Below are 25,261 nucleotides of genomic sequence, written 5' to 3'. Positions count from 1 at the left end.
GCAGATGCACTCTGACCTGCAACTTCGCGCATTTGATCCCTTTTATGCGCTTCTTATCCTTTTGATGCTCTTTGCGGATATATGGGGCTCTTGGTAGTTTCCTTGCCCATCGGCGGGATCCACGTGACCTCGTCGTTACGAACCCGGCCCCGCCGGGTTCGACCATCCACAGTCGCCGTCGCCCCGCCTCTCCGCCCCCCTGGGCGCCGGTGATGCCGAATCCGAGCAGCTAGGAGGCTCGGAGCCGGGGAACCAATCGACCTTCGACGAAGGTCTGGGGTGAATCGGCGCGCCGGCGCCGTAGGGCGATCTTCCCTGCCCGAATCCGTCAGCTAACCCGGTAGGCGCAAGCGGAAGACCAAAGGGAGAGATCCTCCTGTCCACCAACTCCACCACTCTGCTCCGCATCGCCTGCGTCACGATCGGTAGCGCGGCGCTCACCGCGTCGGCCGGAGCATTGAGCGCACTCCCCGCAGCCGCCGCGTCCGCGACGGTGACATCCCCACCCCCGGCCCCCGCCCCCGCCCCCGCCCTCACCTCGGCGGTCATCCCGCCCGTGCCCCCCACAACGACCACCCCCCTGCATCCCGCGCCCGTGGCCGAGAACTCCGCCACGAGGAAGCTCACCAAGGCGGCTCTCCAGCAGGAGAAGGCCGAGCGCGCCATCAAGGTGGCGAAGAAGCAGCTCGGCGACCCGTACGTGTGGGGCGCCACGGGCCCAGGAGCGTTCGACTGCTCCGGGCTGGTCCAGTTCGCCTGGCGCAAGGCCGGCGTCAAGCTCCCGCGTACGACGTGGGCGATGCTCAGGCACGCCAAGAAGAGGGTCTCGCTGTCGCACCTCAAGCCCGGCGACCTCATCTTCACCAGTGGCGGCGGCCACGTGGGCATGTATCTCGGGCACAGGAAGGTGATCAGCGCCCCCCACAGCGGCGCGGTGGTCAGTGTCGACAGGCTCAACGCCTATTGGAGGGGCAGCTTCCTCACCGCCGTACGCCCCGGCGTCTGACCCGGGACGCCCTCGGTGGAGACGCGCCGCCGCGCAGCGCATCTCCGCCGAGGGCGTGGCCGGAGGCTACGCGTCCTCCACGACGAGGCGCCGGAGCAGGGCCAGCAGGGTCGCGCGGTCCGCGTCCGGCAGGGCGGTGTAGCACCTGGCGAGCACCTCGTCGGCGACCTTGTGCCCGGCTTCCAGGACCCGCTCGCCGGAAGGGGTGAGATGGTGCTCGATGCGCCTGCCGTGCCCGGGCCTGCGTTCGATCCATCCCTGGGCCACGAGCCGCCCGGCGAGGGTGCCGAAGGCCTGCTCGGTCTGGAACGTCGCCGCGGCCAGCTCCCGGGCCGACGCCCCGGGGGTACGGCTGATCGCCCGGAGGGCGTCCCACTGGGCGAGCGTCGCGCCGATCGCCGACAGCCCGCTCTCCAGGGCCCGGTGCTGCCGATATTGGACCTGTTTGACCGCCCGCCCGAGTTGTTGCAGATCGCGACCTGTCCCTCACCATGTCGGAGGCCGGCACCGGCAGACCGGCCCTGATCCTGCACGGCGGCGGCGGCCCCGCCACGGTCGCCGGGCTCGCCGGGCACCTCTCCCGGACGGCACACACCCTGACGCCCGTGCATCCCGGCTGGGACGGCACCGACCGTCCCCCGTGGCTCACCGGCATCGACGACCTCGCCCTCGCCTACCTGCACTGCCTGCATCGCCTGGGGTTGCGCGACGTTCTCGTCGCCGGCTCCTCCCTCGGCGGCTGGACCGCCGCCGAGATGGCCGTACGCGACACGGCGGGGATCATCACCGGGCTGGTGCTGGTCGACGCCGTGGGCGTGGACGTCCCCGGCGAGCCGATCCGCGACTTCTTCGCCCTGGACGCGCGCGGCGTGGCCGAATACGCCTGGCACGACTCGCAGCGCTTCTACGTCGACCCGGCCGGCGTCCCCGCCGACCAGCTCGCAGCCCGGGCGGCCGACATGGCCACCATGCGCACGCTGGCGGGCGACCCCTACATGCACGATCCCAAACTGCTCCGCCGGTTGCGGCACGTCGACGTGCCCGCGCTCCTGGTGTGGGGGAGAGCGACCGGATCGTCACCCCCGCCTACGGAGCCGCCTACGCCGGCGCCTTCGCCAACGGCCGGCTGGAGGTGATCCCGGAGGCCGGTCACCTGCCGCACATCGAACAGCCGGCGGCCACCTTCGCCGCGATCGACCGCCATCTGCACGCGGCCGGTTCGCCGGCGACCAGCGCTTAGCCCGCAGTCACCCGCCCGCAGTCACCCGCCCGCAGTCACCCGCCCGCAGTCACCCGCCCGCAGTCACTCTGCGGTCCTGCGGGCGGAAGCCGCGAGCCGGTCCGCGAGCGCCGCGACACGGTCGCGCAGCTCGTCCGGCCGCTCGATGACGAACGGCCGGTCGAGTGAGGCGAGCACCGGAGGCAGCCAGTCGAGCCGCTCCGCGCGCACCTCGACGCGGAGCCAGCCCTCGTCCCCGGGATCCGCCAGGGTCGCGACGGCGGCGGGAAGCCGGGCGCGGATCTGCTCGACCGTCCCCTGGATCCGCAGCACCACGTCGTACCGATATCGAGCCGTCGCGAATCCGGCCAGGACGTGCTGCGCCGGATCGAACCCGGCGGGCGGCTCGAACGAGCCGGGCAGCGTCCTCGCGTCCGCGATGCGATCCAGCCGGAAGGTCCGGTCCTCGCCGATCTCCGGATCCGCGCCCGTGACGTACCACCGGCCCGAATGGGCGACGAGCCCGTACGGATGCAGCGTGCGCTCGCTGCGCCGACCATCGGCGGCGGTATACCTGATCGAGATCGGCCGGTGATGGCGCACCGCGTCGGCGACGCAGAGCAACACGGCGGTCTCGGGAACGGCGGACTCGCCGGGCGGGGCCGTGAAGGCGAGGGATTCGAGCACGGTGTCGAGCCTGCGGGCGAGCCGCTCGGGCAGAACGCGCCGGATCTTGGCCGCCGCCGTCTCGCTCGCCGTGCCCGCCGCCGTCGTCAGCCCCGCGCGGCGACCGGCGACCAGGCCGAGCAGCACGGCGAGCGCCTCGTCGTCGCTCAGCATGAGCGGGGGCATGCGATATCCGGGGGCGAGGCGATAGCCGCCGTATCGGCCGCGCACCGACTCGACGGGCACATCGAGGTCGATCAGGTGGTCCACATATCGCCGCACGGTGCGCTCGTCGACCCCGAGCCGGTCGGCGAGCTCGGCCATCGTCCGCGTGCCGCCCGACTGCAGGAGCTCCAGCAGCGTGAGAACGCGATGAGTCGGTCGGGCCACGTCACACAATCTAGTGACAATACTGGGCGGTTTCTGTCCGGTATCCGCCCTAGTGTTCCCGGGACGAACAACCCGGGAACCAGGGAGATCACCATGGACTTCGTGTCGATCCGCATCATCACCGACGACGTCGCGCGCCTCGCGGGCTTCTACGAGCGGGCCACGGGCGTGCGGGCACGCTGGGCGAGCGCGGAATTCGCCGAGATCAAGACCGCCTCCGCGACCCTCGCGATCGGCAGCACCCGCACCGTCCCGCTCTTCGCACCCGGCGCCGCCCGGCCGTCCGCCGACCACAGCGTGATCGTCGAGTTCCTCGTCGACGACGTGGACGGCGTGCACCGGAGCCTGACCGGCCACGTCGAGGAGTTCGTCCAGGAGCCCACCACGATGCCGTGGGGCAACCGGTCGCTCCTGCTCCGCGACCCCGACGGCAACCTGGTCAACTTCTTCACCCCCGTCACCCCGGAGGCAATCGCGAGGTTCACCCGCTGACGGCTCCCGCCGACGCGGGAACGACCACGGAGGTGGCGTCCTCGCGCAGGGTGAGTTCGAGCACCGGCGCGATCGTCCCGCCGAAGGCGGCCCGCGCCGCGCCGGGCCCGGCCGTCCACGGATCCGGCCCTCCGATGGAGCGGTAGTTGAGAAAGCTCACGACCTTCAGGTCGGGCAGGACCAGCCAGGCGTACGCCTGGTCGGGCTCTTCCGCCGGATTGGCCAGCACGAGCCCCGAGCCGTTCAGCGGCGTGTACGGCCCGGCGAGGGTGGGCGCGACGAAGCCGTAGAGCCCGGTGGGGGCGCTTCCCCTCGGGTGGAACGACTGCCGCTGCGTGCAGAAGAAGAGGTAGTACGACGACCCGTGCACCACGATGTGGGGCCGTTCGATCTCGTGGTTGACTCCGTCGGCCACGAGGAGGGGCGGCCGCAGCGACCAGCCGCCCGGCGTCGCCGCGGCGAGGGCCACCGCGCCCATGAAGGCGTGGCCCGCGCCGGGTGACGCCGCGACGGACGCGGCGACGAGCAGATATTCGCGTCCGTCGGCGGGGTCGCGGAACCAGCCGGGATCGCGGAACGCCTTGATGCGCCCGGGTCCGCCCTCGATGTCGTCGGCCGGCAGGTAGGTCACGCCGTCCGAACGGAGGACCTCCCGGTGCTCGGCGGCCGGGTCGAGCAGGATCCGGCCGCCGTCGGTCACCAGCCGGGCGCGGGCCTCCACGACGGTCTGGGTGAACGTCGGGCGGGCCTCACCTCGGCGGCCGGCGGCCGTGTAGAACACCGACACCGTGCCGTCCGGTCTGCGGACCGTCGATCCCGACCATTCGCGGCTGCCCGGCGAGGCGCCGTCGGCGAAGACGTGGCCGAGGTCGGTCCAGCCGCCGGCGTCCCTGCCGAGCAGCCGGAGACGGGCGTGGTCGTGACGCTCCTCGGGGTGGCCGAGGGCGGGCGCGGCGAGCGCGATCCACAACTCGCGGCCCCCGACCACGGTCGTCGAGCCGTCCTCCTCCTGGATCGGCCACAGATCCCAGACGTCGTCGTGGGGCAGCACGCGCGGCGGCGCGGGAAGGCCAATGACCGGCGCCGTCGTCGCCGGGCCGCCGACCGGCGCGGCGAGGTGCCGCCGCGTCCAGCGTGCGGGCTCGCCCCGCACCGGTTCCGCGACGCCGTTCACGCGATTCCCCCGTCACGTCGCCGTCCCCGGTCACGTCGCCGTCCCCGGTCACGTCGCCGTCCCCGGTCACGTCGCCGTCCCCCGGCGAGCACCTCGTGCGCGCAGGACCGGGCCTCCGGTCCGGGCGTGCCGTCTCGCCGCCCCCGTGGAGCCATCAGAAGAACCTCCGAATCCATCGCGCGGGGCGTCTCCCCGCACGTCTCAGAAAGCGTCACCACGACGCGGGCGCCTCGGACCGCGCCGCGCGTGCGAGCTCCACGGCTCCGGCCACCCCCGAACGGTCGCCGAGGGCGGGGCCGGTGACGTACTCGTCCATCGCCGCAGGACCGGCGGGCACCGGCGGCCCCGGATAACCGGCGGTGAGGGTGAGCAGCCGCGCCCGCACGGCGGGCAGCAGCGCGGGGTGCTTGGCGACGCCCCCGCCGACGACGATCCGCTCGGGCGACAGCGCGTAGGTCAGGTTCACGAGCGCGAGGGCGATGTATCCGGCCTCGAGCTCCCAGGCCGACGGGTCGTCCAGGTGCTCGGCACGACGCCCCCACCGGCGGCGCATCGCCTCGCCCGACGCAAGCCCTTCGAGGCAGTCGCCGTGGAAGGGGCAGCTCCCCGCGAACGGGTCCCTGCCCGTGTCGTGCGGGATGCGGATGTGCCCGAACTCCGGATGCAGGAGCCCGTGCACGAGCCCGCCGTTCACCACCGCCCCCACACCGATGCCGGTGCCCACGGTCATGTACGCGATCGTGCCGAGCCCCGCGCCCGCTCCACGGCGCCATTCCCCCAACGCGGCGGCGTTGACGTCCGTGTCCAGACGGACCGGTACGCCCAGCTCGGCGCGGAAGGGGGAGACGACGTCGACGTCCGCCCAGCCCGGCTTGGGCGTGGCCAGGATGCGGCCGTACGTCGGCGAGCCCGGCCGCACGTCCACCGGGCCGAAGGTGCCGATGCCGAGCGCGGCGATGGGCGGATGGCCGCCGAAGAACCGCAGCGCGGCGCCGATGGTCGTCTCCGGCGTGGTCGTGGGGATCACCTCGGTCGCGAGGACCTCTCCCCCGGCGTCGGCGACCGCGCACACCCACTTCGTCCCGCCCGCCTCGATTCCCCCGAAGAACGGGGCAGTTCCGTCCACTCGCGTCATCCCTTCAGAGAGCCTTGCAGCAGAGCCGTGACGAACCGGCGCTGGAAGATCAGGAAGATCACGAGTGTAGGAGCCAGGATCAGCAGCGAACCCGCGCAGAGCAACGGCATGTTGGTGCCCCACTGCCCCTGGAAGGCGCCCAGGGCCCCGGACATCGTCCGCTTCAACGGGTCGTCCACGAGGACGATCGCCAGGAGGAACTGGTTCCAGGTCCACAGGAACAACAGGATGGCCAGGGACGACAGCGCCGGCATGGCCAGCGGCACGTGGATGCGCCAGAAGAGCTGCCACACGTTCGCGCCGTCCATGCGCGCGCTCTCCGACAGCTCGTCGGGCATGTTGACGAAGTGCGCCCGCATCCAGAAGACCGCGAACGGCATGAACAGCCCGATGAGCGGCAGGATGATCGCCCATCTGGTGTTCAGCAGCCCCATGTCGCGCACCTGGTAGTACAGCGGCGTGATGATGCCCTCGAACGGCAGCGTCAGCCCGAGCACGAACAGCAGGAACACCAGGTTGCGTCCCGCCATCCGCAGGTGACCGATGGCGAACCCCGCCAGCGTCCCGAGCAGCAGCGAGAGGGGCACCACGCCGAGCACGATGAGCGTGCTCGACTTCACCAGCTCGATCATCCGGGCGGCCTTGAACGCCTCGACGAAGTTGCCCCACTGCGGATCGCTCGGCCACTCCAGGCCCGAGGGGTAGCTGCCGGACGGGTGCAGCGCGGTGACGAACAGGCTCACGAACGGCATGAGCGTGACCGCCATCAGCACGACGAGCAGCAGCCTTCCGGTCCACGTCTCCCGACGCCCGACGATCATGAGGACCTGTCCTTGGTGAGCCACTGGATGGGAAGGGCGACGAGGATGACGAGCACCATGAGCACGACGGCCAGCGCGGACGCCATGCCCACCTGCCGCTCGGTGAAGGCCAGATAGTAGATCTCCAGCCCCGGGACCATGGTCGCGTTCCCCGGGCCGCCCTGGGTGGAGACGTACACGATGTCGAAGCTCGCCAGCGCGGCGATCACGGTCACCGTGACGCAGACGCCGATCTCCTGCCGCAGGCTGGGCACGGTGATCGAGAAGAACTCCCGCAGCGGCCCCGCCCCGTCCATCCGGGCCGCCTCGTAGAGCGCCGGGTCGATCTTGCTCATCCCGGACAGCAGGAGGATCGTGCACAGGCCGAGCAGCACCCACGCCCCGATCACGCCGACCGCGGGCAGGGCGGTGGAGAAGTCGCCCAGCCACGCGCGTGCCACCCCGCCGAGCCCGACCAGCCTGAGCAGCTGGTTGACCAGTCCGGTCGACGACATCAGCCAGCTCCAGGCGATGCCGGCGGCGACGAGCGGGATGACCTGCGGCAGGAACAGGACCGTCCGCGCCACCAGCGCGAGCCGGCTCGTGGCGATCCGGCGGATCGTCGAGGCGATCGCGAGGCTCAGCACCACCGGGATCACGCTGAAGAACACGATCAGCTTGATCGCGTTGAGGATGGAGGCGAACAGGTCGGGGTCGGTGAAGACCTTGGCGTAGTTGCCCAGCCCGGCCCAGGCGGACGGGCCGATGCCGTCCCAGCGATACATCGAATACTGGACGGTGAGGGCGATCGGCCGTAGCACGAAGACCGCGTAGACGATGAGCGCCGGAGCCACGAACAGCCAGGCCACCCACCCCGGCGTGCGGAGCCCCGCCGCGCGGGCGGAGCTCCGCTTCCTCCGCTCGCCCGCGCCCTCGGCGGACTCGTTCGAGCGGAGAGTCGGCCGTGTCATCGGTGCTCAGCTCCCCCCGACCTGGCTCGTGTAGTCGCTCTGCACCGACTTCAGCAGCGCTTCGGGGGTCTGCTGCCCTGCGACCAGCTTCTGCAGCTGGGGCGTCCAGCTCTTGGCGTAGATCGCGCCGGTGGCGTTGGCGATGAAGTCCATCGCGCCGTTGTCCTCGGCGATCTTCGCGCCCGCCGCCAGCGTGCTCGCCGTGACCGTGTCGTCGGCCACCTCGGGCATGGGGGCGTCCGCCGGGCCCATGGGGTGCGACCCGCCGACCTTCACGCCGATCTCACGGGCCTTCGGGTCGGTCGCCACCCAGTTGAGGAAGAACGCCGCGCAGTCGGCGTTCTTCGCCCTGGAGCTGATCCCGTAGGTGAGGGGCGCCGACATCGCGGCCTGCTTGCCGCCCTGCTGCGCCGGCGGCATCAGGAAGAAGCCCACGTCGCCCGGCATCTGCTTGTCGAGGTTGCCCGACTCCCAGTCGCCGTTGAACATGAACAGGCCGTCGCCCTTGATGAAGCGGCTCATCATCGTCGCGTAGTCGACGGCGTTGACGTCCTTCCAGAAGTAGCCACCCTTGATCCACTTCTCCAGGTGCCGCGTCGCGGTCAGGTTGGAGGGGGTGTCGATCGTGGCGCCCGGCTTCTGGTAGATCCAGTCGTTGATCGGCCCCGGGGGACCGTACGCGGCCATGAGGTCCTGGAGGGGGAAGGCGAGACCGCCGGTGGCCCCTCCGTTGAACTGGGCGATCGGGGTGATGCCCGCGCTCTTGGCCTTCGCCAGCGCGTCGTCCAGCTCGTCCAGGGTGACCGGCGGGGACGACATGCCGATCTTGGCGGCGAGCTTCTTGTTGTAGAACACGCCGGTCATGCTGAAGTTCAGCCCCATGGCGTACAGCGACCCCTCGCCGCGCGTCTTCCCGCCGGGAGCCAGGCGCATCTGCTCCAGCTGGGAGGCGGGCCAGGAGTCCCAGCCGAACGCCTTGGCGTAGCCGTCGAGGTTCTTCAGCAGGTTGTTCTTGACCAGCTCCGACACCTGGGGAAGCCGCATCAGGTCCGGCGGGTCGTCGGCGAGGACGCGCGGCGCGTTCTGCGTGATCACCGCGAACTGGTCTTCGCGGATGTTCCACTTCACGTTCGGATACTGCTTGGAGAACTCGGTGCTGAGCTCCTTCGGCAGGGGGAAGCCGGTCTCGATATAGGCGTTGAGCGTTACCGGTGCCGTGCCACAGGTCGGCGCGGCCGACAGGGACGCGCTGGTGGCCTCCGGCTGAGGGGCGTCGCCGCCGGGCGCCCCGCAGCCCGCCGCCAGCGTCCCTCCCATCACGACCGCGAGCGCGGCCCCGTTCCAGCGAATTCGACGCGACATCTGCGTCTCCTTGATTGCTCGGGGACTGGCCGGCACACGCCGGACGCCCCAGGACTCAGGTTTGCTAAATCGGATTAGCAGTGCGATAGTCTCATCACACGTGTCGCGGGGTGTCAACCCCCACATTGCAGGAGGTCACCCGGTGAGCCCACGACGGGTCACGCTGGCGGACGTCGCAAAGACCGCCGGCGTCTCGCCGACCACCGCGTCGCTCGTGCTGTCCGGACGGGGCCGGGAGCTGCGCATCTCCCAGGACGTCGAGCAGCGTGTCCTCAAGGCCGCCGCCGAGTTGCAGTATCGGCCGAACATCGTATCCGTAGGCCTGCGAACTGGGACAACTCGGACTATTGGCTTCATTTCCGACACGGTTGCCACGACGCGGCTCGCCGGCGACATGATCAAGGGAGCCTTGGAAGCCGCCCGGGAGCGCGGCTTCATGCTGTTCATCGGCGAAACGGAGGGCGACGCCGAGCTCGAACGGCTCCTGCTGCAGGCCATGCACGACCGTCAGGTGGACGGGATCATCCTGGCCTCGATGTACACGAGGACCATCAAGGTGCCGAAGGCCATGGCGGCCGCCCCCGCCGTCCTGCTCAACGCGCTCCCCAAGCAGCCGTCGCCGTTGCCCTCGGTCATCCCCGACGAGATCGAGGCCGGACGCGTCGCCGCGCGGGCCCTGCTCGACGCCGGTCATCGCGAGGGCATCCACCTGATCGGCGCCGGTCCCGCACGGCGCAACGTCCCGGCGGGTGGCAGCGTCGCGGCGGTCGAACGGCTCATCGGCATCCGCGAGGTGCTCGCCGAGGCAGGGGTCAAGCCGGCGGGCGGCCACGTCTGCCCCGACTGGCAGCCGGAATACGGCCTCGCCCTGACCCGGGCACTGTTGGAGAAGGAGCGCCCGCAGGCGTTGATCTGCTTCAACGACCGGCTCGCCCTCGGCGCCTACCAGGCACTCGACGACTTCGGGCTCAAGGTGCCCGGCGACGTGTCCGTCGTGTCCTTCGACGACCACCCGATCGCCTCGTGGATGCGCCCCCAGCTGACGACGGTGGCCCTCCCCCACTACGAGCTCGGCCGCAAGGCCGTCGACGTGCTGTTCACGGAGATCGGCCGCGACCGTGAGGACGACGGCGGGCAGGGCGAGGTGCATCGCGTGCCGATGCCCATCCGCGTCCGGGAGTCGATCGCGTCGCGGGGCGTCTGAACGGCACTCGGGCGTCCGAGCGCTCCGGCCGCATAAGCGGCGCTCAGGCCCCGAGCTGCCCGGCGACCGGCGGGGCCGGTTCGGCGGCCGACGTCGCGGCCGTCCCGGCCGAGAGCGGCCGGCCCGGCGACCGGCGGCGAAAAAGGGCGGGCTCTCCGCCGCAAACACAATGCCGCGGACGATGAAATTTTCATCGCGGCGTCACCGGCGGCCTTCGCTTTCTCCCTGGTGAAAACTCACGACACGGACGCCCGCCCGCGAGAGATTCCCGGCGGCCCGACAAGTGCCTTGACATGCCGTGCGACTTCATATTTGCTCCGCTTCACCACCACTTACAGTCGCCCGGCAGGAAGGAGTACTCGCCCATCCGTCTCTGTTATCGCTAACACGAATTGTCCTGACGCCAGCCGATCGGATCGTCGAATCCCGGCATGATCCGCCTTTATCTGGCACCCGCCAGGCCATAAGCCGCATTCCTTCAGAAGGCGGCAGCAGGATATTCGCGATAACGGAAACCAGAGTTCGCCATGCCTTTCCGCAACGGAGAAGGGCGAACGCGCGCGCTGCCGACGACCGGTCGCCGCGCTCCTCCGGGGTCGACTGACGGTGGGCTCACGCAGCGTTCGAATCCGTTCCGCAAGACCGCTCGCCGGGGCTCACCGGCAAACCCGATTGCTTCCCCATCGACGTACGTCGGCTTTCGAACGATAAAGGGAGTTGCGTGAAGTTGAGACAGAGATCCATCTTCACCGCTGTCGCGGCCGCCGCGCTTCTCGTCCTGGCCTCGGGACGCATGGCGCTGAGCGACAGCCTCGGTGCGGCCACGCCGTCCTCGGCGAGCGCCGCCGTCGCTGCGGCGACCTCCGGCTGCGGGAAGACCCCGACGCTGAGAAGCGGTTCGCAGACGATCACGACCAGCGGCAAGAGCCGCAGTTGGATCCTGCGGATTCCCGACAACTACGACAACAACCACCCCTACCGGCTGATCTTCGCGTACCACTGGCTGAACGGCACGGCGCAGATCGTCGACTCGGGCGGATCGGACGGATCCGTCTGGGCCTACTACGGGCTCAAGCAGCTCTCGAACAACAGCACGATCTTCATCGCACCCCAGGGCATCAACAACGGCTGGGCCAACAGCAACAACGAAGACCTGACGTTCACCGACGACGTGCTGCGGCTCGTCGAGAACGACCTCTGCGTCGACACGACGCAGCGCTTCGCCATGGGGTGGAGCTACGGCGGCTCGATGAGCTTCGCGGTCGCGTGCGCCCGGCCGACGGTCTTCCGCGCGGTCGCGGTCTACTCCGGCGCGCAGCTCAGCGGGTGCAACGGCGGCACCCAGCCGGTCGCGTACATGGGCATCCACGGCACCCACGACTCGGTCCTCAACATCTCTCTGGGCCGGCAGCTGCGCGACAGGTTCGTCTCGAACAACGGCTGCACCCCCACGAACCCCCGGGAGCCCTCGCAGGGCAGCCTGACGCACATCATCACCAACTACTCGGGATGCCGGGCCGGCTATCCGGTCGTATGGGCGGCGTTCGACGGCGACCACACGCCCTCCCCCAACGACGGGTCCACCTCCACGAGCGGCGCCAGGACCTGGACGTCGGCTGAGGTGTGGAAGTTCTTCACCCAGTTCCAGTCCGGGACGACGTCTCCGTCGCCGTCCCCCTCGGCTTCGCCCTCCTCGTCCCCGTCCGCGTCTCCGTCGGCGTCTCCGTCGGCGTCCCCGTCGGCTTCTCCGTCCGCGTCGCCCAGCGGCGGTTCGGGCGCCTGCCGGGTCAGCGCGACCGTCAACGCCTGGAACGAGGGCCTGACCGAGCAGATCGCCATCACCAACACCGGCTCCTCCACCGTCAACGGCTGGTCGCTGACCTTCACCCTGCCCAGCGGGCAGACCATCACCAACGGATGGAACGCCACCTACTCGCCCAGCAGCGGACAGGTCACGGCGCGGAACATGAGCTACAACGGCACGATCGCGCCCGGCTCCACCACTGAGATCGGCTTCCAGGCCACCCACACCGGCAACGCCGGCAAGCCCACGGCGTTCGCCCTCAACGGAAACCCCTGCACCATCGTCTGATCGCGAGGATCACCGGGGGTGGCGCCCGATCGGGCCCACCCCCGGGCCTGCGGGGTCGCCTACCCCGCACGCCAGACGGCGGCGTGGGAGACGGCGAAGGGGCTCTCCTTCTTCGAGGTCACCGAGCCCGCCGCGTAGACCTGGCCCGTGCCGGGGCGCAGGGCCAGAGCGCTTACCCGGGCCACATAGCCCGCCGGCGCGGGGATGCGGTGGCGGGTCCAGCGCCCCTCGGACAGATGCCACAGCAGGTCGCCGCGGCCGACCACCCACAGGCCGCCCCTGCCGTCGGGCTCCGCCTGGCCGAACGTCGTTATCCTCCCGGCGGAACGCTCCCGGCTCGACCCCGGCGGGCCCCAGTGGCAGGTCCACGACCTCCCGTTCCAGTGCAGGGCCACCGGGCGTCCCCGTTCCAGCGGCTCGTTCTCGTCGTCGTACTCGTGCTCCATCAGCCACGTGACCCCGCCCACGGCCCACACGTCGTCGGGACCGATCACGCCGACGTCCCGGAGCGCGCTGCCCGCCACGTCGTGGTCCGGCGTCTCCAGGACGGGCACCCCGATCAGGCGCCAGCCTCCCTGCTCCCAGCGCATCGCCGCCGGCCGCCTGCCGTACGCGCCGGTCACGGCCCAGACCTGGTCGTCGTACGCGCTGAGCGCCCCCGCCTCGACGGGCAGGGGATAGCGCTGCCATTCCCGCCCCGTCCACAGCAGCCCCACCCGCCCGTTCACGGTCCACATGCGGTCCGCTCCGACCGGCTGGGTGGCGGTGTAACCCCACCCGATCGCGTCGGCCGCGGGCTTGGCCAGTGTCTCCGAGCGCCACCGGCCCCCCTCGTAGGTGCCGACGAACCCCGTCGTATCCCCTCCCTTCCGGTCATTGGAGTTGCCGAACACCCAGGCCTGGCCGGCCGAGGTGGCGGCGAGCGCGACGACCGGCTGCGGGCCGCGATCGGGAAGGGGAGGGATCTCGAACGTCCGCCATGCCTCGCCGTCCCAGCGGCGCACCCCGCCGTCCCTGATTTCCAGGGCGCTTCCGCGCTGCTTCTCCGTACGGAAGGTGGCCCAGAGCGTGCCGTCGGCGGCGACGGCGAGCAGGTCGACGGCCCCGCGCGCACGGTCGATCCAGAGCGTGCGCCATGCCGTCGGGACGTCGGACGCCCGCAGATCGTCGCGGTCCTCCGGCGGCAGCGCGCACCTCGCCGGCCGGGCCGGCAACGGCCGAAGCCCCGCACCACCGGCCGGGCGCGGCGAGATCATCGCCATCGGCTTCGCACCGGCGGCGCCGCCCGGTGAGGACGTACGCCCGCCGGGGGCGGATGCGTGGTCGGCGGGGGTCGAACCCGGATTCGTCGCGCAACCGGCGACGACCACCATCAGCACGGCCAATGCCCGGCTCGCCGTTCTCACCCCGGGAGTCTCGCACGCCGGAGCATCACCCCGGCACATCCGGTTCAGCCGGGCGGGATACGCGCCGCGATCTGCTCGCGGGCGTGCGCGCACTCCGCGAACCTGTGCGGGCAGTCGAGGGCGTGCTCGATCAGGTCCTTGGCCGCCCGTGCCTGCTCGATGCGCTGCTCCAGCGCGGCGGCGTGGCGGCGCAACAGGTCGCGGTGGTCCATCGGGTCGGGGGCGGACAGCACGGCGCTCAGGTCGCGCAACCCGAGCCCGGCCTCCTTGCCCATCAGGATCAGCGCCACGCGCACCAGCGCGTCCTGTCCGTAGCGGCGCCGACCACCCGCCCGCCGCGCGGGTTCGATCAGCCCCATGCTCTCCCAGTGGCGCAGCACGTGCGTGGCCAGACCGAACCGGTCCGCCAGCTCGCCGATGGTCAGCTCGTCGCTTGACTTCATGTGCACATTAACCGGCACCGTTGGCCGCATGCTCAAGCATGCAATCACCGGCCCCGCCCAGGCCGTGGCCGGGGCCTCCACGCTCGGCGCGAAGGTGCTGGTGCCGGTGCACGACGCCCACGGGCACGATCCGCTCTCGGCGCTGTTCCGCACCACGGGCACCGCCTCGGACGCGATCGCCCTGGCCGGGCCCGCGCCGGCCGTAGTCGACCTGCCCACGGGCGAGCGCTGGGAGGCGGCGCCATGAGCGTGTTCCTGCACGGAACGGTCGCCGAGATCGAGCAGATCACCGCGCGCATGCGCCGCATCCGGATCACCGGCCCCGGCCTGCGCGACCTGCCCTGGACGCCGGGGACGCACATCCGTCTGCGGGTCGGCGACCTCCGCTCGCCCCGCTCGTGGCTGCGCGGGTTGCTCCGCACCTACTCGATCTGGGACTACTCCGCCGCCGGCCGCCTCGACCTGTGCATACTCGACCACCCGTCCGCCGGGCCCGGAGCGCAGTGGTCGCGGCGGGTACGCGTCGGCGACCCGGTGGCCCTCACCTCGCCGGACGGCCGGCTCGTCCTCCGCGAGGACGCGGGCTATCACCTGTTCGCCGGCGACGAGACCGCGACCGTGGCCTTCGGAGCCATGCTGCGGGCGCTGCCGCCGTCCGCGATCGTGCACGGCGCGATCTCGGTCGAGGGCCCCGGCGACCATCTCCCGCTGAACCATGCGGATCGCCTGACATGGAGCTGCCGCCCGGCCGATCGCGTCGACCCCGCTCATCTGGTCGACCCCGCTCATCTGGTCGACCCTGCCCATCTCGTCGACCCTGCCCATCTGGTCGACATGGTCCGCTCCCTGGAGCTTCCCGACGCGCCGGGCGTGGCGTACCTCGCCGGAGAGGCCCGCAGTTGCCAGGCCGTACGGCTCCATCTCATCCGCGAACGCGGCTGGCCGCGCAGGGCCGTCGTCGTGAAACCGTTCTGGACCCCCGGACGGCGCGGCATGGACTGACCGCTGCTGCGCGTACGAGCCGGGGGCCGGAGGTCACCGCGGCCGGTGGCCCCTCCTCTTACGCCCGGCCGGCGCGCCCCGGCGGCCGGAGGAGCCGTTCTGCGCGGGCTTCTGGGCCTGCCGCCGTGCCGGTTTCTCCGCGGGAGCGGCGGCGGGGGCGCGGCCCCGCGAGCTGTTCACTGTACGGCCGCGGACGATGCCGATGAAGTCCTCCACCAGGTCGGTGGTCGCGTCCGCGGGCCAGGTCAGCGCGACCTGCGACTGCGGCGCGTCGAGCACGGGCCGATAGGTGAGATCCCTGCGGTGATGGAGGCGGGCCAGCGACTGCGGGACCACGAGCAGACCGGTGCCGGACGCGACCAGCTTGACCGCGTCGGCCGTCGTGTCCGGACGGGTGAACGCGGGCTGCCCGGGCCGGACCGCCCACTCGATGGTGTCGTCCAGCGGATGGAACACCTCGTCGTCGGCGAGGTCGGCGATGGTCACCTCGTCGGCGGCGGCCACCGCGTGGTCCTTGGGCACCACGACCACCGTGGTCTCCACATAGAGAGGAATGACACTGAGCCCGTCGCGGTCGATCGGCAGCCGGGCGAACGCGGCGTCGGCGCCGCCGTCACGCAGGAACCCCACCACCTCGGCGGCGGGAACCGCGACCAGGGTGACCGGCACGTCGGGGATCCTCTCGGCCCAGATCTTGACCCATTTCGCGGGCGTCACCCCGGGCACGTACGCCAGCCGGAACACCCTGCCGGTCTCTCCATCAGTCACTTCCTCAGGCTACCGATGGCATGGGAACCCGCTCCGACTGACTACGCTTGACGTTTATGAGCTCGTCCAAGCCGAAGACCATCCAGACGATGAAGCCCGCCACGGCGGCCAAGAAGCTGGGTGTGCTCCTCTCGGCCACTCCCGCCGAGTTCCAGGAGGGTGTCGTCTCCCGCGACGAGCTGAACGAGCTGCAGGCCAAGCCGCCCGCCTGGCTCGTCGACCTGCGCCGCAACGGCCCGCACCCCAAGCAGGTCATCGCCTCGAAGCTGAGGATCTCCATCTCCGGCCTGATCCGCGGGGGCATCACCGGCCCGCTCACCACGGCCGAGATCGAGGCGCTGAAAGAGGAGAACCCGCCGTGGCTGGAGCGCGAGCGGGCCATCCAGGCCGAGGTCCGCAAGGAAGCGCTCCGCCTCAAGCAGCGCTAGACATTCACGCGTCCGCCGTCGTGACGGTGCCGGTGGTGCCGTCAACGGTGATCACGGTGTCGTCGCGGAGCCTGCTCGTCGCGTCCGGAACGCCGAGGACGGCGGGGATGCCGTGCTCGCGAGCGACGATCGCGGCGTGGGAGAGCACGCCTCCGGTCTCGGTGACCACGCCCCCGGCGATGCGGAGCAGCGGCGTCCACGCGGGGTCGGTGAAGGGGCAGACGAGGATGTCGCCCGGACGCACGCGCGCGAAGTCGCCGTAACCACGCACGATCCTCGCGGCGCCGGTCACGGTCCCGTGGCTGCCCGGCACTCCGGTGAGCGTGGCCTCGCCCGGGGCGCCGTACGGAAGGATCGGAGGAGGGGGCGCGGCGGTGATCGGCCGGGCCTGCAGGATCCACGTGCGGCCATCCTCGATCGCCCACTCGACGTCCTGCGGTCCGCCGAGTGCGTCGGAAACCCGTTTCCCCAGCTCGGCGAGCCGCCTGGCGGTCGTGTCGTCGATGACCGGACGGGTCCGGGCGGCGGCGGGCACGTCGCGGACGACGAGCCGCGTGCCGCGCCGATCGAGGCGCCGGTCGAGGCGCCGGTCGAGGCGCTGCCGCTTGTCCGCGACGGTGCGGGTGACCGACCCGTCCCCGGCGACGTGGTAGGCGTCAGGGGTGACCCTGCCCTCGACGATGCTGGGGCCGAGCCCCCACGACGCCTCGATCCGGGTCGCCTCGCCCGGGTGCGCCGGTGTGAACATGACCCCGGATATCTCGGCGTCCACGTGGCGTTGGACGATGACGGCCATCAGGAGATCACCGGAAGGCTCATGGCCCGGGGCGGCCCGGTAGGCGATGGCCCGTGGGGAGAACAGCGAGGCCCAGCAGGCGCGTACGGCCCTGGCGACCTCGTCGGCACCGTGCACGGCCAGGAAGCTGTCGTGCTGACCCGCCGCCGACGCCTGAGCGGTGTCCTCCTTCGCCGCCGACGATCTCACCGCCACGGGCGGATCGCCGAGCCGGCCGAGTGCGCGTGCCAGTGCGTCGATCAAGGGCGCCGGCCCTGCCTCGATCACCCGCTGTGCCGCGTCGTCCGGTTCGCCGGTCAACCGTCCAAGGTCCAGATCGCGGACCGCGTCGAGATAGGCGGCGAACGGAACGACGAAGCCGTCGGGCACCGGCAGACCCGCGCGGAGCAACGCGCCGAGCGCGCCGGCCTTGCTCCCGCAGGTGCCGGTGACACTCCTCCGGAGAGGTACGAGCACGGCGCCACCCTTCAACGGATTGTTGACAACAATCTGTTGATTGTGCAGGATGTGCCGCATGCATCGCAAGGACGACATCGGCGCGCATGCCGACAACGTCCAGGCTCAGCGTGAGCGGGACGCGCGGGAACGCCTGCTAAGCCTGGGCGCGGACGAGCTCGACGCCCGCCCGTGGCGCCCCGCACCCGTCCCGCCGTCGGCGGTCGACCTGGTGCAGTTCGCCGTCTGGCGCAACGCCGACCTGGCACCGGACGACATCCTGAGCGCGCTCGCCCTCCTGCCCGCCGCACGCGCCGAGGTCGAAGCACTCGAGTCCGCCCTGCTGTTCATCGCCCGTGGTGCCGGTCTGACCTGGGCGCAGATGGCGCAGGTGATGGGGTTCAACTCCCCTCAGGCGTGCCAGCAGCACTACACCCGCCTCACCGCACGGCAGGACTCCGGCTCGTGAGGCGCGACTCCCCGCCCGAACTCCTGGTCCTGCACGCCGTACGCGTCACCGGGTTCGCGGACACCCCGGTGATCGCCCGCCGGTACGCACTCGACGCGGCCACGACGACGGAGGTGCTGCACGACGCCGAGGCACGTGGCTGGGTCGAGCACACCGCCTTCGCGGGCACCGGAGGCTGGTCGCTGACCGAAGCGGGCCGGGCCGAAAACGAGCGGCAACTCGCGGCCGAGCTCACCCGGGTCGACGGCACCGAGGAGGTCCGAGACGTCTACCGCACGTTCCTGCCGCTGAACGCTCTGCTGCTGCAGGCCTGCACCGACTGGCAACTGCGGCCCACCGCCGGCGATCGGCTCGCCGTCAATGACCACTCCGATCCGGCCTGGGACGCCGGAGTGCTTCACGAGCTCGCCTGCGTCGACCGGGCGCTGACACCGCTCGTCGACCGGCTCGGGCGCGTCCTCACACGGTTCCGCGGATATGACACCCGGTTCACCGCGGCCCTGACGCTCGCCCGAGCCGGGGACGGGGCCTGGGTCGACCAGACCGACGTGGACTCCTGCCATCGTGTCTGGTTCGAGCTCCACGAAGACCTCATCGCCACGCTCGGCCTCAAGCGGCACGAACACCCCTGACCCAGTCTCGTCCTGGATCACAGGTGCCGGCCGAGCAGGTTCCAGTGCCCGCAGAACCAGACGAGGGCGAGCAGTCCCGACAGCACGACGCCCTGTGCCCCCCGGACCAGCAGGCCCGCGTGCCGCCAGCCCTGCACGGTGATCGCGGTCGCGACGACGGTGAGCGCGAGAGCCCCGGGGGGCGTGTTTGTGCGCGTTGGTCCCTCCTGGACGAGGCGATAGGCGCCCCTGGCCGTTTCCGGTGGTCACGCGTCAAGGTGCTCGCCGAGGTCGGACTCGGCCACTCCAATACCGAGATCGCCACCCGCCTGCACATGAGCGAGGTCAAAGCCAGATCTCTCACCTGTTCGACAAGCTCGCCGTCACCAACCGCGTACAGGTGGCCATCGCCGCCTACCGCGCCGGCCTGGTCGACTGACGAAACGGGGAGCGCGGACTACATCGTGATGACGTGCTCGGGCTCGGCGACGGGAAATCTCACCCCGGTGAGGTCTTCGGAGACGGCCCACAGCCGCCGCTGCACGGCCATCTCGTACGACTCCGGGCTGGAGGTGACCAGCCGGGGGTGGCCCATGATCTCCATGCGCCCGCCGGGACCGTAATACTGGCCGCCGAGCACCGCCGGGTCGGTGGCGGCACGCAGGGTCGGCAGCGCGCCCATGGCCGGCGTCTGGGTGATCAGCGGCGCGAGCCAGGTGATCGGAAGCCGGAAGGCCGCGGGAGTGTTGCGGGCGAGCTCGGTGCTGGACACGCCGGGGTGCGCGGCCACCGCGATGGTGGTGCCGTGCGCGGCGAGCCGGCGCTGCAGCTCGTACGTGAACATCAGGTTGGCCAGCTTCGACTGGCCATAGGCGGCGACCCGGCCGTACGACCGCTCCCACTGCAGGTCGTCGAAGTGGATCGCGGCCCGCACGCGGTGGCCGATGCTGCTGACCGTGACCACGCGCGAGCCGGGCACCGGCAGCATCAGGTCCAGCAGCAGCCCGGTGAGCGCGAAGTGGCCGAGGTGGTTGGTGCCGAACTGCATCTCGAAGCCGTCCCGGGTGGTCTGCTTCGGGGTGTACATCACGCCGGCGTTGTTGATCAGCAGGTCGAGCCGGTCGAACCGCGACCGCAGCGCCGCCGCCGCGGCGCGGACGGAGTCGAGCGAGGTCAGGTCGAGCGCCTGCACGCTCACGTCGCCGGTCATGCGGGCCGCGGCCCGCTCACCCTTCCCGACGTCGCGTACGGCGAGCACCACGGCCGCCCCGCGCTCGGCGAGCGCCTTGGCCGTCTCGAACCCCAGCCCGGTGTTGGCCCCGGTCACCACGGCCACCCGTCCGCGCTGGTCGGGGATGTTGGCTGTCGTCCACTTCTCGCCCATGCGAGGCTCCCTAGGTAACGTACCGAAGGTATCTTGTGCATGACGCTAAGGTACCCTCGGTACGTTGTCAACGTACCAGGGGTACTTAAATTAGACTGGCGGGCGTGGGATTCCAGCGGGCGCGAACCGAAGAGCAGCGGGAGATCCGCCGGCGGGCGATCCTCGACACCGCGTCGGCGATGCTCGACGAGATGCCCGTGGCCGCGGTCACCCTGAACGAGCTCAGCCGTCGGGTCGGCCTGGCCAAGCCGAACGTGCTGCGCTACTTCGAGTCGCGCGAGGCGGTGCTGCTGGAACTGCTCGACCGCTTTCTGCAGGAGTGGCTGGCCGACCTGGCGACCGAGCTGGCCGCCGACGTCGACGCGAACCAGCCCATGGCCGAGCGGGCGGAAGCTGTGGCCGAGATCCTCAGCCGCTCACTCTCCGGCCGGGCGGTGCTGTGCGACCTCTTCGGCGCGCAGGGCAGTGTGCTGGAACACAACGTCTCCGTCGAGGTCGTGGCCCGCTACAAGCGCGCCTCCCTGGAACGCCTGACGACCATGGCCGCCCTGCTCCGCAAGCACCTGCCGGAGCTGGGCGAGAACGCGACCCTGCTCAGCCTGCAGACCATGGTCTTGGCCGGCGCGCTGTCGGCGTACAGCACACCCCCGCCCAGCCTGCAGGCGGCCTATCAGGCCGAACCCGACCTGGCCCGCTTCCACTTCGATTTGAAGGACTCCTTGAAGCTCGCCCTGACCGCCACCCTCCTGGGCGTGCTCCCCCGCCCCTGACCCGCTGTGCCCCTGCCCAGCACTCGCCCGGGCGCTCGTCGTCGGCATAGACCGTGCGCCGCACCCCAGCCTCGTCGCGGTTAGCGCGGGTTGGATCGGAACTCGGCCCAAAGGTCGACCGCCTGCTGCGAGTCGAGAGCGGCGACGTCCTCGCGGGACATACCGACGGTGTAGATGAGGCGGTCCGCGAGCCAATCCGGCACGGGCTTCCTGGGAGGCGGTTGCTCGACGCGAATATGCTCGGCCGGCGCCCCCAGGCGATCGATGATCTGGCCTGGGAGCACTACCTCCGGACGCCCTGTGCCGGCGGCACGGACCCTGGCTGTGGCCTCGGCGTAGACCTCACCATCGGCTCTCTCGCCCACAGCCCATATTGCGCAGATCTCGATCGACTTGTCGTCCGTGATGCGATAGACGACCCGCCATGTGTTACGCCCGACCACGAGCTTGCGAAAGCCGGTCGACTCCCCGCCCAGCGGGTAGCCTGCCTCCGGATTCTCCAGCAGCAGAAGAATCTGTTTCAGCACCTTCGTCGCGGCATCAGGGCCGATCCGCCGCAGGTCATCGACCGCCGGTGCCGTGAAGACGACGTCGGACACGGGCTACTCGTCGTCCGGCAACGCGGCCAGCGACTCTCGCGTGTGCCCGAAAGCGGAGAGCACGTCATCGAGCGGAACGCGCTCTCCGGTGTCGGTCACCGAGCGTGCGAGCACGAGCGCCAGATCCCTGAGATCGGCGGCGGCCTCCTCCAGCTCTTGCAGGCGACGAATACCGACGACGGCCGCCACCGGCTGACGCCGACGGGTCACCACCAGATCCGTCCCACGCTCAGCATCGGCGACCAGACGGGCCACCCCACGCTGGGCCGCTTCTGTGACGCTCAACTCGGCAGCTTCGTGCAGCACGGTCATGCAACTACTGTGCAGAAATCTATAGAGAACAAGCAGTGCCGCCCTTCCGGGAAAGCCCTCGCCCGGCGACCAGCGTCGACCTGTCTCTTCTCACGCCGCACCCCACTGCGAAGCACTCGACGCACGCCATAGGTACCCAACCTGGCCTTCGAGACCGCCATCACTCAGACTGGTGTTGATCACCTTCCAGCTCAAGCGCTCGCTTCTCCCAGTCCGAGAGCACTTTCATCTGCCCGGGGGAGATGGCGTCTTTCTCTTCCCTATCGGCCGAGCGGATGGTTTCGACGGCCAGGAGAACACCCCGGTGGAGTTCGATGGCCTCATCTTCCAGATCCGTCAGCATCTTGGGGACCCATATGTTCCGCCAACGTCCCTTCTCCAAATAGGCACAGAACAGCTTTCCGAGCTCTTCTTCGCGAGTGCCCCGGGGCTCGCCCTTCGTTTCCGTCGCGGCACCGTTCAGGTAGTTCAGGATGGCGGCGTGGGTTTCCGCGGCTGCTTCCGCCGCCCTCTCCGATGCCTCCCTGGCGGCCGCGGCGGCAGAGCGCGCCTCCTCGACGGCCCGCAGCGTTTCCTCAGTGAGTTTCGCCTGCCTGGCGAACCGCGACCGAAGCCGCGCCCACACTGTGGCGGCGGACCCTCCCCCACTCTCCGTGTACGTCGCCATACGATCCCTCGCCTTGATCGATGTGGCACATCACCCCAAAACGTACGAAAAGGGAGGATGGACAGCCAGGCACGATTACCTGGCGATCTGGAGACCGAGCCATGACGAAGAAGGAAATTTCGGCAACTCTGCCGCCTTCAGGAGTACGCTTCCGGCTTCGCCGACAGTCCGGCCGTGGTGGTATCACTTCGCTTCGAGCGACAATTTTTACCCCTGGGAATGGAGAGCCGTCCGTCCCGCCAGCTCTGCGCCCACACTTGGGACATGGACTTCCACAACGAAGCGGAGGACGACGTCGAGAAGCCCCTCAACGAGCTCGCGCTTCCCCGGCACCTCGCCGCCCTCATCGGTGCGCTACAAGGGCCGGCAGACCTCGGCGTCCATCACGACCGGCATCTCACCTAGACAGCAGCGAAGCGGACGCGAGAACACGCCGGCTGTCCAGATGCGCGGCACGCACGTCCATCGCTCTGCCGGTCGCCGCCGGTGAAAGACCTTCGTTGCCGAGAACGAGGTGCCGTGCTCGCGCAGGCGTAGCCGCTTCCGCTGCTTCACATGCCCGGCCACTCTGCTCGCGCCGGCGCCAACTCCTCCTCGGTCACCGGACCATGGATCTCTCGAAGACCCGCCACCAGATCCCCCAGGCGGTCATGATCCGGATTCCTCGACAGGTCCGAGAAGGTGACGGCGTCGGCCTTTGTGCTACCCACGTCGGCAATCTAGTTCGGAACACCAGCCCAGCGTGCCAGTTATCGCAGGTCAGGCCGGCCCTGCAGAACACGTCGAGGTCGCGGCAGCCGTCCGGCACGTCCTGGCGATGCTCGGCACCCTGCCGGGGCCTGACCGCGGTTCGTGCGATCCTGCAGATCATGGATCACAGCGACCTGGTCGGCGTATGGGACAGCGTGCCCTATGACTACGGGGCGCTGGAGACCTGCTGGCTGGCCTTCCTCCAAGACGGCCGTGGTTGGGCCGCCTGGGCCAACCTGGCCGGCGGGATCGAGGTGAGCCGGTTTCGCTGGTGCTGCCCGGCAGCGAACGTCCTGGAACTACGTTACGAGTGGCACGCCTCGGGCGACTGGCGGCAGACCGGGAGCAGCCTCGCCTTCACCACGATCACCGGCGAGCAGTGGGACAGCGAAGTAGTGCGAACCGGCTTCGCCATCGAACCGGACGAAGCCGTCATGGCCCAGACCCCGTTCACGGCCCTGCATCTCGAACCGGACTCTCTGCTCTGCCAGGACTACGCGTGTGTACGCCGTGAGGTCTCGATCGACGACGATCCGGCCCAGAGCATCTCCCCCTGGCCATCGTCTGAACTGTGACAGACAGACGGCTTGCGTGCCGGATGTGCGCTGCTCAGGGCGATTGTCCCGCCGAGCTAAAACGCGGGGCCCATGCCGAAAACGACTCTGGCCCTCGATCGGCACCGGGCTTGCCGGGCGATCGAGGACCAGGATCAGTCAGTTAGCGCAGGTCAGGCCTCGCCAGCGGTGAGGCCGACGGGGCAGCTCACACCGGTGCCGCCGAGGCCGCAGTGACCGTTGCTGGATGCACTATCGGAGTGGTTTTCGCTTCTGATCAGCAGACGCGTCACGACCTACGATGCCTCGACTTGAGGTAGTCGTTCACCCACTTCTTGCTGCTACGCCACATGCCGTCGTCCCCCTTGACCGCACGGAGTCGCCCCCGTGCGGCGGCCACGCGAAGTGCGTTCTCGGTGACGTCCCGCGTGGCCAGAGCGGGTAGTGGGACAAGCTTGACCGGACCGGCCACCGCCGGCATGACGAAGCGGTACAAATTTGTCGTCACACTGCGTGCGATGAGTTCACCCAACGGGCCGAACTCGTCATTGTCAGCTCGGCGCATCGCCTGAAGGTACTTGTCGCGATCGCGCTTGTAGATAATCGCGGGCGGATATCCGATTCTGCAAAGTACCAAGTTGAGCACCAGACGGCCCGTCCGTCCGTTGCCGTCGAGGAACGGGTGTATCTGCTCGAATCGGTTATGTATTCGCGCCAAGCGTTCGGGGAGGGCTTCGTCGGACTCGTCTTCAAGGCCATCGACCGTCTTCACCCAGTCCCGCATCTGAGAGTCGACTTCCGGCCATGACGGCGGCTTCATGCCCCCGGGGAAGTTGGCGGTCTCGTGCTGTCGGAAGTTCCCCGGCCCCTCGGCGGGGGTGGCATGCGGGTGGGGATCTACGGCCCACACGAGCGACATGGCGGTGTGGTGTATCTGACGAACCTCCTGGAGCGTGATGAGGTCTCCGTTCTGCCAGTCTCCCGGCTCCAGTGCCTGCCCATACACCCACTTCGCAGCATCGCCGTACCCCCTCACCTCCATGTAGTCCCTGAGCGGCTTCGCGCCTACCGCCCGACCTTCCTCGAGGAGCTTCTCCACCTCCTGCAAGACAAGCGTGTTGCCCTCGATCGCAGTACTGTTGTGGGCCTCCTGGTGCCAGATGTCAGACCAGATGTCCTCCGCCTCGGCGGGCGAGGGCAACCCGCCCAAGCGGTCCCGAAGCTCTCGAAGGGCCTCGTCAAGGCGCTGATACACGGTCGCTCTGGACGGCCTCCCCGGTCCCGACACCAGCGCCTCCCGTGGTTTTGTTCGGCTCAGCCGATGTAACTGTACCGAACAAATTCGCTCCAGTTGTT

Annotated in this window: 29 protein-coding genes and 1 riboswitch; of the genes, 13 read left to right on the top strand and 16 right to left on the bottom strand. The window is 70.1% G+C overall.

The window, feature by feature from the left end; translation table 11 throughout:
* Positions 1-203 precede the first annotated feature (203 nt).
* Positions 204-362: riboswitch (cyclic di-AMP (ydaO/yuaA leader) on the top strand.
* A gap of 233 nt (positions 363-595) precedes the next feature.
* Entirely contained in the window at positions 596-1,006 is a 411-nt protein-coding gene (locus HCK04_RS15385; RefSeq protein WP_260617274.1) for a C40 family peptidase, read from the top strand.
* A 66-nt stretch (positions 1,007-1,072) separates the two neighbouring features.
* On the opposite strand, the gene HCK04_RS43605 is transcribed toward HCK04_RS15385, so the two are convergent.
* Positions 1,073-1,402 carry a MarR family winged helix-turn-helix transcriptional regulator gene (locus HCK04_RS43605; RefSeq protein WP_260617278.1) on the bottom strand — a complete coding sequence of 110 codons (330 nt, stop codon included), beginning with the start codon at positions 1,400-1,402 and terminating at the stop codon, positions 1,073-1,075.
* Positions 1,403-1,497: 95 nt separating this feature from the next.
* Between HCK04_RS43605 and HCK04_RS15375 the strand changes: the two genes are divergently transcribed.
* On the top strand, positions 1,498-2,142 hold the full coding sequence (locus tag HCK04_RS15375; RefSeq protein WP_205830253.1) for an alpha/beta hydrolase: 645 nt from the start codon (positions 1,498-1,500) through the stop codon (positions 2,140-2,142).
* 167 nt (positions 2,143-2,309) lie between these two features.
* Here HCK04_RS15375 and HCK04_RS15370 read toward each other — a convergent pair whose 3' ends face one another.
* Positions 2,310-3,281 carry a YafY family protein gene (locus HCK04_RS15370; protein WP_142648005.1) on the bottom strand — a complete coding sequence of 324 codons (972 nt, stop codon included), beginning with the start codon at positions 3,279-3,281 and terminating at the stop codon, positions 2,310-2,312.
* Positions 3,282-3,374: 93 nt separating this feature from the next.
* On the opposite strand from HCK04_RS15370, the gene HCK04_RS15365 reads away from it, so the two are divergent.
* Positions 3,375-3,773, top strand: coding sequence for a VOC family protein (locus HCK04_RS15365; RefSeq protein WP_142648004.1), 399 nt, complete (start codon positions 3,375-3,377; stop codon positions 3,771-3,773).
* On the opposite strand, the gene HCK04_RS15360 is transcribed toward HCK04_RS15365, so the two are convergent.
* The 5 genes from HCK04_RS15360 to HCK04_RS15340 all read right to left on the bottom strand — a co-directional run bounded on the left by HCK04_RS15360 (position 3,763) and on the right by HCK04_RS15340 (position 9,215).
* Positions 3,763-4,947 carry a glycoside hydrolase family 68 protein gene (locus tag HCK04_RS15360; RefSeq protein ID WP_142648003.1) on the bottom strand — a complete coding sequence of 395 codons (1,185 nt, stop codon included), beginning with the start codon at positions 4,945-4,947 and terminating at the stop codon, positions 3,763-3,765. The genes HCK04_RS15365 and HCK04_RS15360 overlap by 11 nt on opposite strands.
* A gap of 211 nt (positions 4,948-5,158) precedes the next feature.
* Entirely contained in the window at positions 5,159-6,073 is a 915-nt protein-coding gene (locus HCK04_RS15355; RefSeq protein WP_205830251.1) for an ROK family protein, read from the bottom strand.
* A 5-nt stretch (positions 6,074-6,078) separates the two neighbouring features.
* On the bottom strand, positions 6,079-6,903 hold the full coding sequence (locus HCK04_RS15350) for a carbohydrate ABC transporter permease (protein ID WP_142648001.1): 825 nt from the start codon (positions 6,901-6,903) through the stop codon (positions 6,079-6,081).
* The gene (locus HCK04_RS15345; RefSeq protein WP_142648000.1) at positions 6,900-7,853 is read right to left on the bottom strand and encodes a sugar ABC transporter permease; all 954 of its coding nucleotides are present in this window, start codon (positions 7,851-7,853) and stop codon (positions 6,900-6,902) included. The genes HCK04_RS15350 and HCK04_RS15345 overlap by 4 nt, the downstream gene beginning before the upstream one ends.
* 6 nt (positions 7,854-7,859) lie before the next feature.
* A complete protein-coding gene (locus HCK04_RS15340; protein ID WP_142647999.1) occupies positions 7,860-9,215 on the bottom strand; it encodes an extracellular solute-binding protein in 1,356 nt (451 codons plus the stop codon).
* Between the two features lie 142 nt (positions 9,216-9,357).
* Here HCK04_RS15340 and HCK04_RS15335 point away from each other — a divergent pair, with 142 nt between their 5' ends.
* Together HCK04_RS15335 and HCK04_RS15330 are read left to right on the top strand one after the other, a co-directional pair.
* Positions 9,358-10,419 carry a LacI family DNA-binding transcriptional regulator gene (locus HCK04_RS15335; protein ID WP_142647998.1) on the top strand — a complete coding sequence of 354 codons (1,062 nt, stop codon included), beginning with the start codon at positions 9,358-9,360 and terminating at the stop codon, positions 10,417-10,419.
* A gap of 721 nt (positions 10,420-11,140) precedes the next feature.
* The gene (locus tag HCK04_RS15330) at positions 11,141-12,511 is read left to right on the top strand and encodes a cellulose binding domain-containing protein (protein ID WP_260617273.1); all 1,371 of its coding nucleotides are present in this window, start codon (positions 11,141-11,143) and stop codon (positions 12,509-12,511) included.
* A 59-nt stretch (positions 12,512-12,570) separates the two neighbouring features.
* On the opposite strand, the gene HCK04_RS15325 is transcribed toward HCK04_RS15330, so the two are convergent.
* Both HCK04_RS15325 and HCK04_RS15320 read right to left on the bottom strand, forming a co-directional pair.
* The gene (locus HCK04_RS15325; protein ID WP_142647997.1) at positions 12,571-13,917 is read right to left on the bottom strand and encodes a hypothetical protein; all 1,347 of its coding nucleotides are present in this window, start codon (positions 13,915-13,917) and stop codon (positions 12,571-12,573) included.
* A 44-nt stretch (positions 13,918-13,961) separates the two neighbouring features.
* Positions 13,962-14,360, bottom strand: coding sequence for a MerR family transcriptional regulator (locus HCK04_RS15320; protein WP_142647996.1), 399 nt, complete (start codon positions 14,358-14,360; stop codon positions 13,962-13,964).
* A 28-nt stretch (positions 14,361-14,388) separates the two neighbouring features.
* Between HCK04_RS15320 and HCK04_RS15315 the strand changes: the two genes are divergently transcribed.
* Positions 14,389-14,607, top strand: a complete 219-nt coding sequence (locus HCK04_RS15315) for a hypothetical protein (RefSeq protein WP_142647995.1) — start codon at positions 14,389-14,391, stop codon at positions 14,605-14,607.
* The gene (locus tag HCK04_RS15310; protein ID WP_142647994.1) at positions 14,604-15,362 is read left to right on the top strand and encodes a siderophore-interacting protein; all 759 of its coding nucleotides are present in this window, start codon (positions 14,604-14,606) and stop codon (positions 15,360-15,362) included. The genes HCK04_RS15315 and HCK04_RS15310 overlap by 4 nt, the downstream gene beginning before the upstream one ends.
* Positions 15,363-15,395: 33 nt before the next feature.
* On the opposite strand, the gene HCK04_RS15305 is transcribed toward HCK04_RS15310, so the two are convergent.
* Entirely contained in the window at positions 15,396-16,130 is a 735-nt protein-coding gene (locus HCK04_RS15305; RefSeq protein WP_260617272.1) for a LysR family substrate-binding domain-containing protein, read from the bottom strand.
* Positions 16,131-16,186: 56 nt separating this feature from the next.
* On the opposite strand from HCK04_RS15305, the gene HCK04_RS15300 reads away from it, so the two are divergent.
* Entirely contained in the window at positions 16,187-16,558 is a 372-nt protein-coding gene (locus HCK04_RS15300; RefSeq protein ID WP_142647993.1) for a DUF5997 family protein, read from the top strand.
* 4 nt (positions 16,559-16,562) lie between these two features.
* Here the strand turns inward: HCK04_RS15300 and HCK04_RS15295 are convergent, their stop codons facing one another.
* Entirely contained in the window at positions 16,563-17,810 is a 1,248-nt protein-coding gene (locus tag HCK04_RS15295) for a PEP/pyruvate-binding domain-containing protein (protein WP_142647992.1), read from the bottom strand.
* A 58-nt stretch (positions 17,811-17,868) separates the two neighbouring features.
* Between HCK04_RS15295 and HCK04_RS15290 the strand changes: the two genes are divergently transcribed.
* Both HCK04_RS15290 and HCK04_RS15285 read left to right on the top strand, forming a co-directional pair.
* A complete protein-coding gene (locus HCK04_RS15290) occupies positions 17,869-18,258 on the top strand; it encodes a DNA-binding protein (RefSeq protein WP_142647991.1) in 390 nt (129 codons plus the stop codon).
* Positions 18,255-18,890, top strand: a complete 636-nt coding sequence (locus HCK04_RS15285; protein WP_142647990.1) for a transcriptional regulator — start codon at positions 18,255-18,257, stop codon at positions 18,888-18,890. Before HCK04_RS15290 ends, HCK04_RS15285 begins: the two co-directional genes overlap by 4 nt.
* A gap of 436 nt (positions 18,891-19,326) precedes the next feature.
* Here the strand turns inward: HCK04_RS15285 and HCK04_RS15280 are convergent, their stop codons facing one another.
* Positions 19,327-20,253 (bottom strand): SDR family NAD(P)-dependent oxidoreductase, encoded by a 927-nt coding sequence (locus tag HCK04_RS15280; protein WP_142647989.1) that lies wholly within the window; start codon positions 20,251-20,253, stop codon positions 19,327-19,329.
* A 104-nt stretch (positions 20,254-20,357) separates the two neighbouring features.
* Between HCK04_RS15280 and HCK04_RS15275 the strand changes: the two genes are divergently transcribed.
* Complete coding sequence (locus HCK04_RS15275) at positions 20,358-21,023, top strand: TetR family transcriptional regulator (RefSeq protein WP_142647988.1); 666 nt, start codon at positions 20,358-20,360, stop codon at positions 21,021-21,023.
* Positions 21,024-21,103: 80 nt separating this feature from the next.
* On the opposite strand, the gene HCK04_RS15270 is transcribed toward HCK04_RS15275, so the two are convergent.
* From HCK04_RS15270 to HCK04_RS15260, 3 genes are all read right to left on the bottom strand, one after another.
* Positions 21,104-21,622, bottom strand: coding sequence for a type II toxin-antitoxin system RelE/ParE family toxin (locus HCK04_RS15270; RefSeq protein WP_142647987.1), 519 nt, complete (start codon positions 21,620-21,622; stop codon positions 21,104-21,106).
* A gap of 3 nt (positions 21,623-21,625) precedes the next feature.
* Positions 21,626-21,934 (bottom strand): type II toxin-antitoxin system prevent-host-death family antitoxin, encoded by a 309-nt coding sequence (locus tag HCK04_RS15265; RefSeq protein WP_142647986.1) that lies wholly within the window; start codon positions 21,932-21,934, stop codon positions 21,626-21,628.
* 160 nt (positions 21,935-22,094) lie between these two features.
* Complete coding sequence (locus tag HCK04_RS15260; RefSeq protein WP_142647985.1) at positions 22,095-22,601, bottom strand: hypothetical protein; 507 nt, start codon at positions 22,599-22,601, stop codon at positions 22,095-22,097.
* Between the two features lie 264 nt (positions 22,602-22,865).
* Between HCK04_RS15260 and HCK04_RS15255 the strand changes: the two genes are divergently transcribed.
* Both HCK04_RS15255 and HCK04_RS15250 read left to right on the top strand, forming a co-directional pair.
* Entirely contained in the window at positions 22,866-23,006 is a 141-nt protein-coding gene (locus HCK04_RS15255) for a hypothetical protein (RefSeq protein WP_168065954.1), read from the top strand.
* 464 nt (positions 23,007-23,470) lie between these two features.
* Positions 23,471-23,926: a hypothetical protein gene (locus HCK04_RS15250; RefSeq protein WP_142647984.1), complete on the top strand. Its 456-nt coding sequence runs from the start codon at positions 23,471-23,473 to the stop codon at positions 23,924-23,926.
* Positions 23,927-24,194: 268 nt separating this feature from the next.
* Here HCK04_RS15250 and HCK04_RS15245 read toward each other — a convergent pair whose 3' ends face one another.
* The gene (locus HCK04_RS15245; RefSeq protein WP_260617271.1) at positions 24,195-25,193 is read right to left on the bottom strand and encodes a Fic family protein; all 999 of its coding nucleotides are present in this window, start codon (positions 25,191-25,193) and stop codon (positions 24,195-24,197) included.
* Positions 25,194-25,261 lie beyond the last annotated feature (68 nt).

Source organism: Microbispora sp. CL1-1 (assembly GCF_012034195.1).
In the GTDB taxonomy this organism is placed as follows: domain Bacteria; phylum Actinomycetota; class Actinomycetes; order Streptosporangiales; family Streptosporangiaceae; genus Microbispora.
The sequence above is the reverse complement of the archived record's forward strand: the minus strand, read 5'-3'. Positions and strand labels throughout refer to the sequence as shown.

Excerpts from the sequence above, each read along its gene's own strand:
- HCK04_RS15375 (WP_205830253.1), top strand. The coding sequence starts at position 1,498 with ATGTCGGAGGCCGGCACCGGCAGACCGGCCCTGATCCTGCACGGCGGC.
- HCK04_RS15365 (WP_142648004.1), top strand. The coding sequence starts at position 3,375 with ATGGACTTCGTGTCGATCCGCATCATCACCGACGACGTCGCGCGCCTC.
- HCK04_RS15350 (WP_142648001.1), bottom strand. The coding sequence starts at position 6,903 with ATGATCGTCGGGCGTCGGGAGACGTGGACCGGAAGGCTGCTGCTCGTC.
- HCK04_RS15345 (WP_142648000.1), bottom strand. The coding sequence starts at position 7,853 with ATGACACGGCCGACTCTCCGCTCGAACGAGTCCGCCGAGGGCGCGGGC.
- HCK04_RS15340 (WP_142647999.1), bottom strand. The coding sequence starts at position 9,215 with ATGTCGCGTCGAATTCGCTGGAACGGGGCCGCGCTCGCGGTCGTGATG.
- HCK04_RS15320 (WP_142647996.1), bottom strand. The coding sequence starts at position 14,360 with ATGAAGTCAAGCGACGAGCTGACCATCGGCGAGCTGGCGGACCGGTTC.
- HCK04_RS15315 (WP_142647995.1), top strand. The coding sequence starts at position 14,389 with ATGCTCAAGCATGCAATCACCGGCCCCGCCCAGGCCGTGGCCGGGGCC.
- HCK04_RS15310 (WP_142647994.1), top strand. The coding sequence starts at position 14,604 with ATGAGCGTGTTCCTGCACGGAACGGTCGCCGAGATCGAGCAGATCACC.
- HCK04_RS15300 (WP_142647993.1), top strand. The coding sequence starts at position 16,187 with ATGAGCTCGTCCAAGCCGAAGACCATCCAGACGATGAAGCCCGCCACG.
- HCK04_RS15290 (WP_142647991.1), top strand. The coding sequence starts at position 17,869 with ATGCATCGCAAGGACGACATCGGCGCGCATGCCGACAACGTCCAGGCT.
- HCK04_RS15280 (WP_142647989.1), bottom strand. The coding sequence starts at position 20,253 with ATGGGCGAGAAGTGGACGACAGCCAACATCCCCGACCAGCGCGGACGG.
- HCK04_RS15265 (WP_142647986.1), bottom strand. The coding sequence starts at position 21,934 with ATGACCGTGCTGCACGAAGCTGCCGAGTTGAGCGTCACAGAAGCGGCC.
- HCK04_RS15260 (WP_142647985.1), bottom strand. The coding sequence starts at position 22,601 with ATGGCGACGTACACGGAGAGTGGGGGAGGGTCCGCCGCCACAGTGTGG.
- HCK04_RS15255 (WP_168065954.1), top strand. The coding sequence starts at position 22,866 with ATGGACTTCCACAACGAAGCGGAGGACGACGTCGAGAAGCCCCTCAAC.
- HCK04_RS15250 (WP_142647984.1), top strand. The coding sequence starts at position 23,471 with ATGGATCACAGCGACCTGGTCGGCGTATGGGACAGCGTGCCCTATGAC.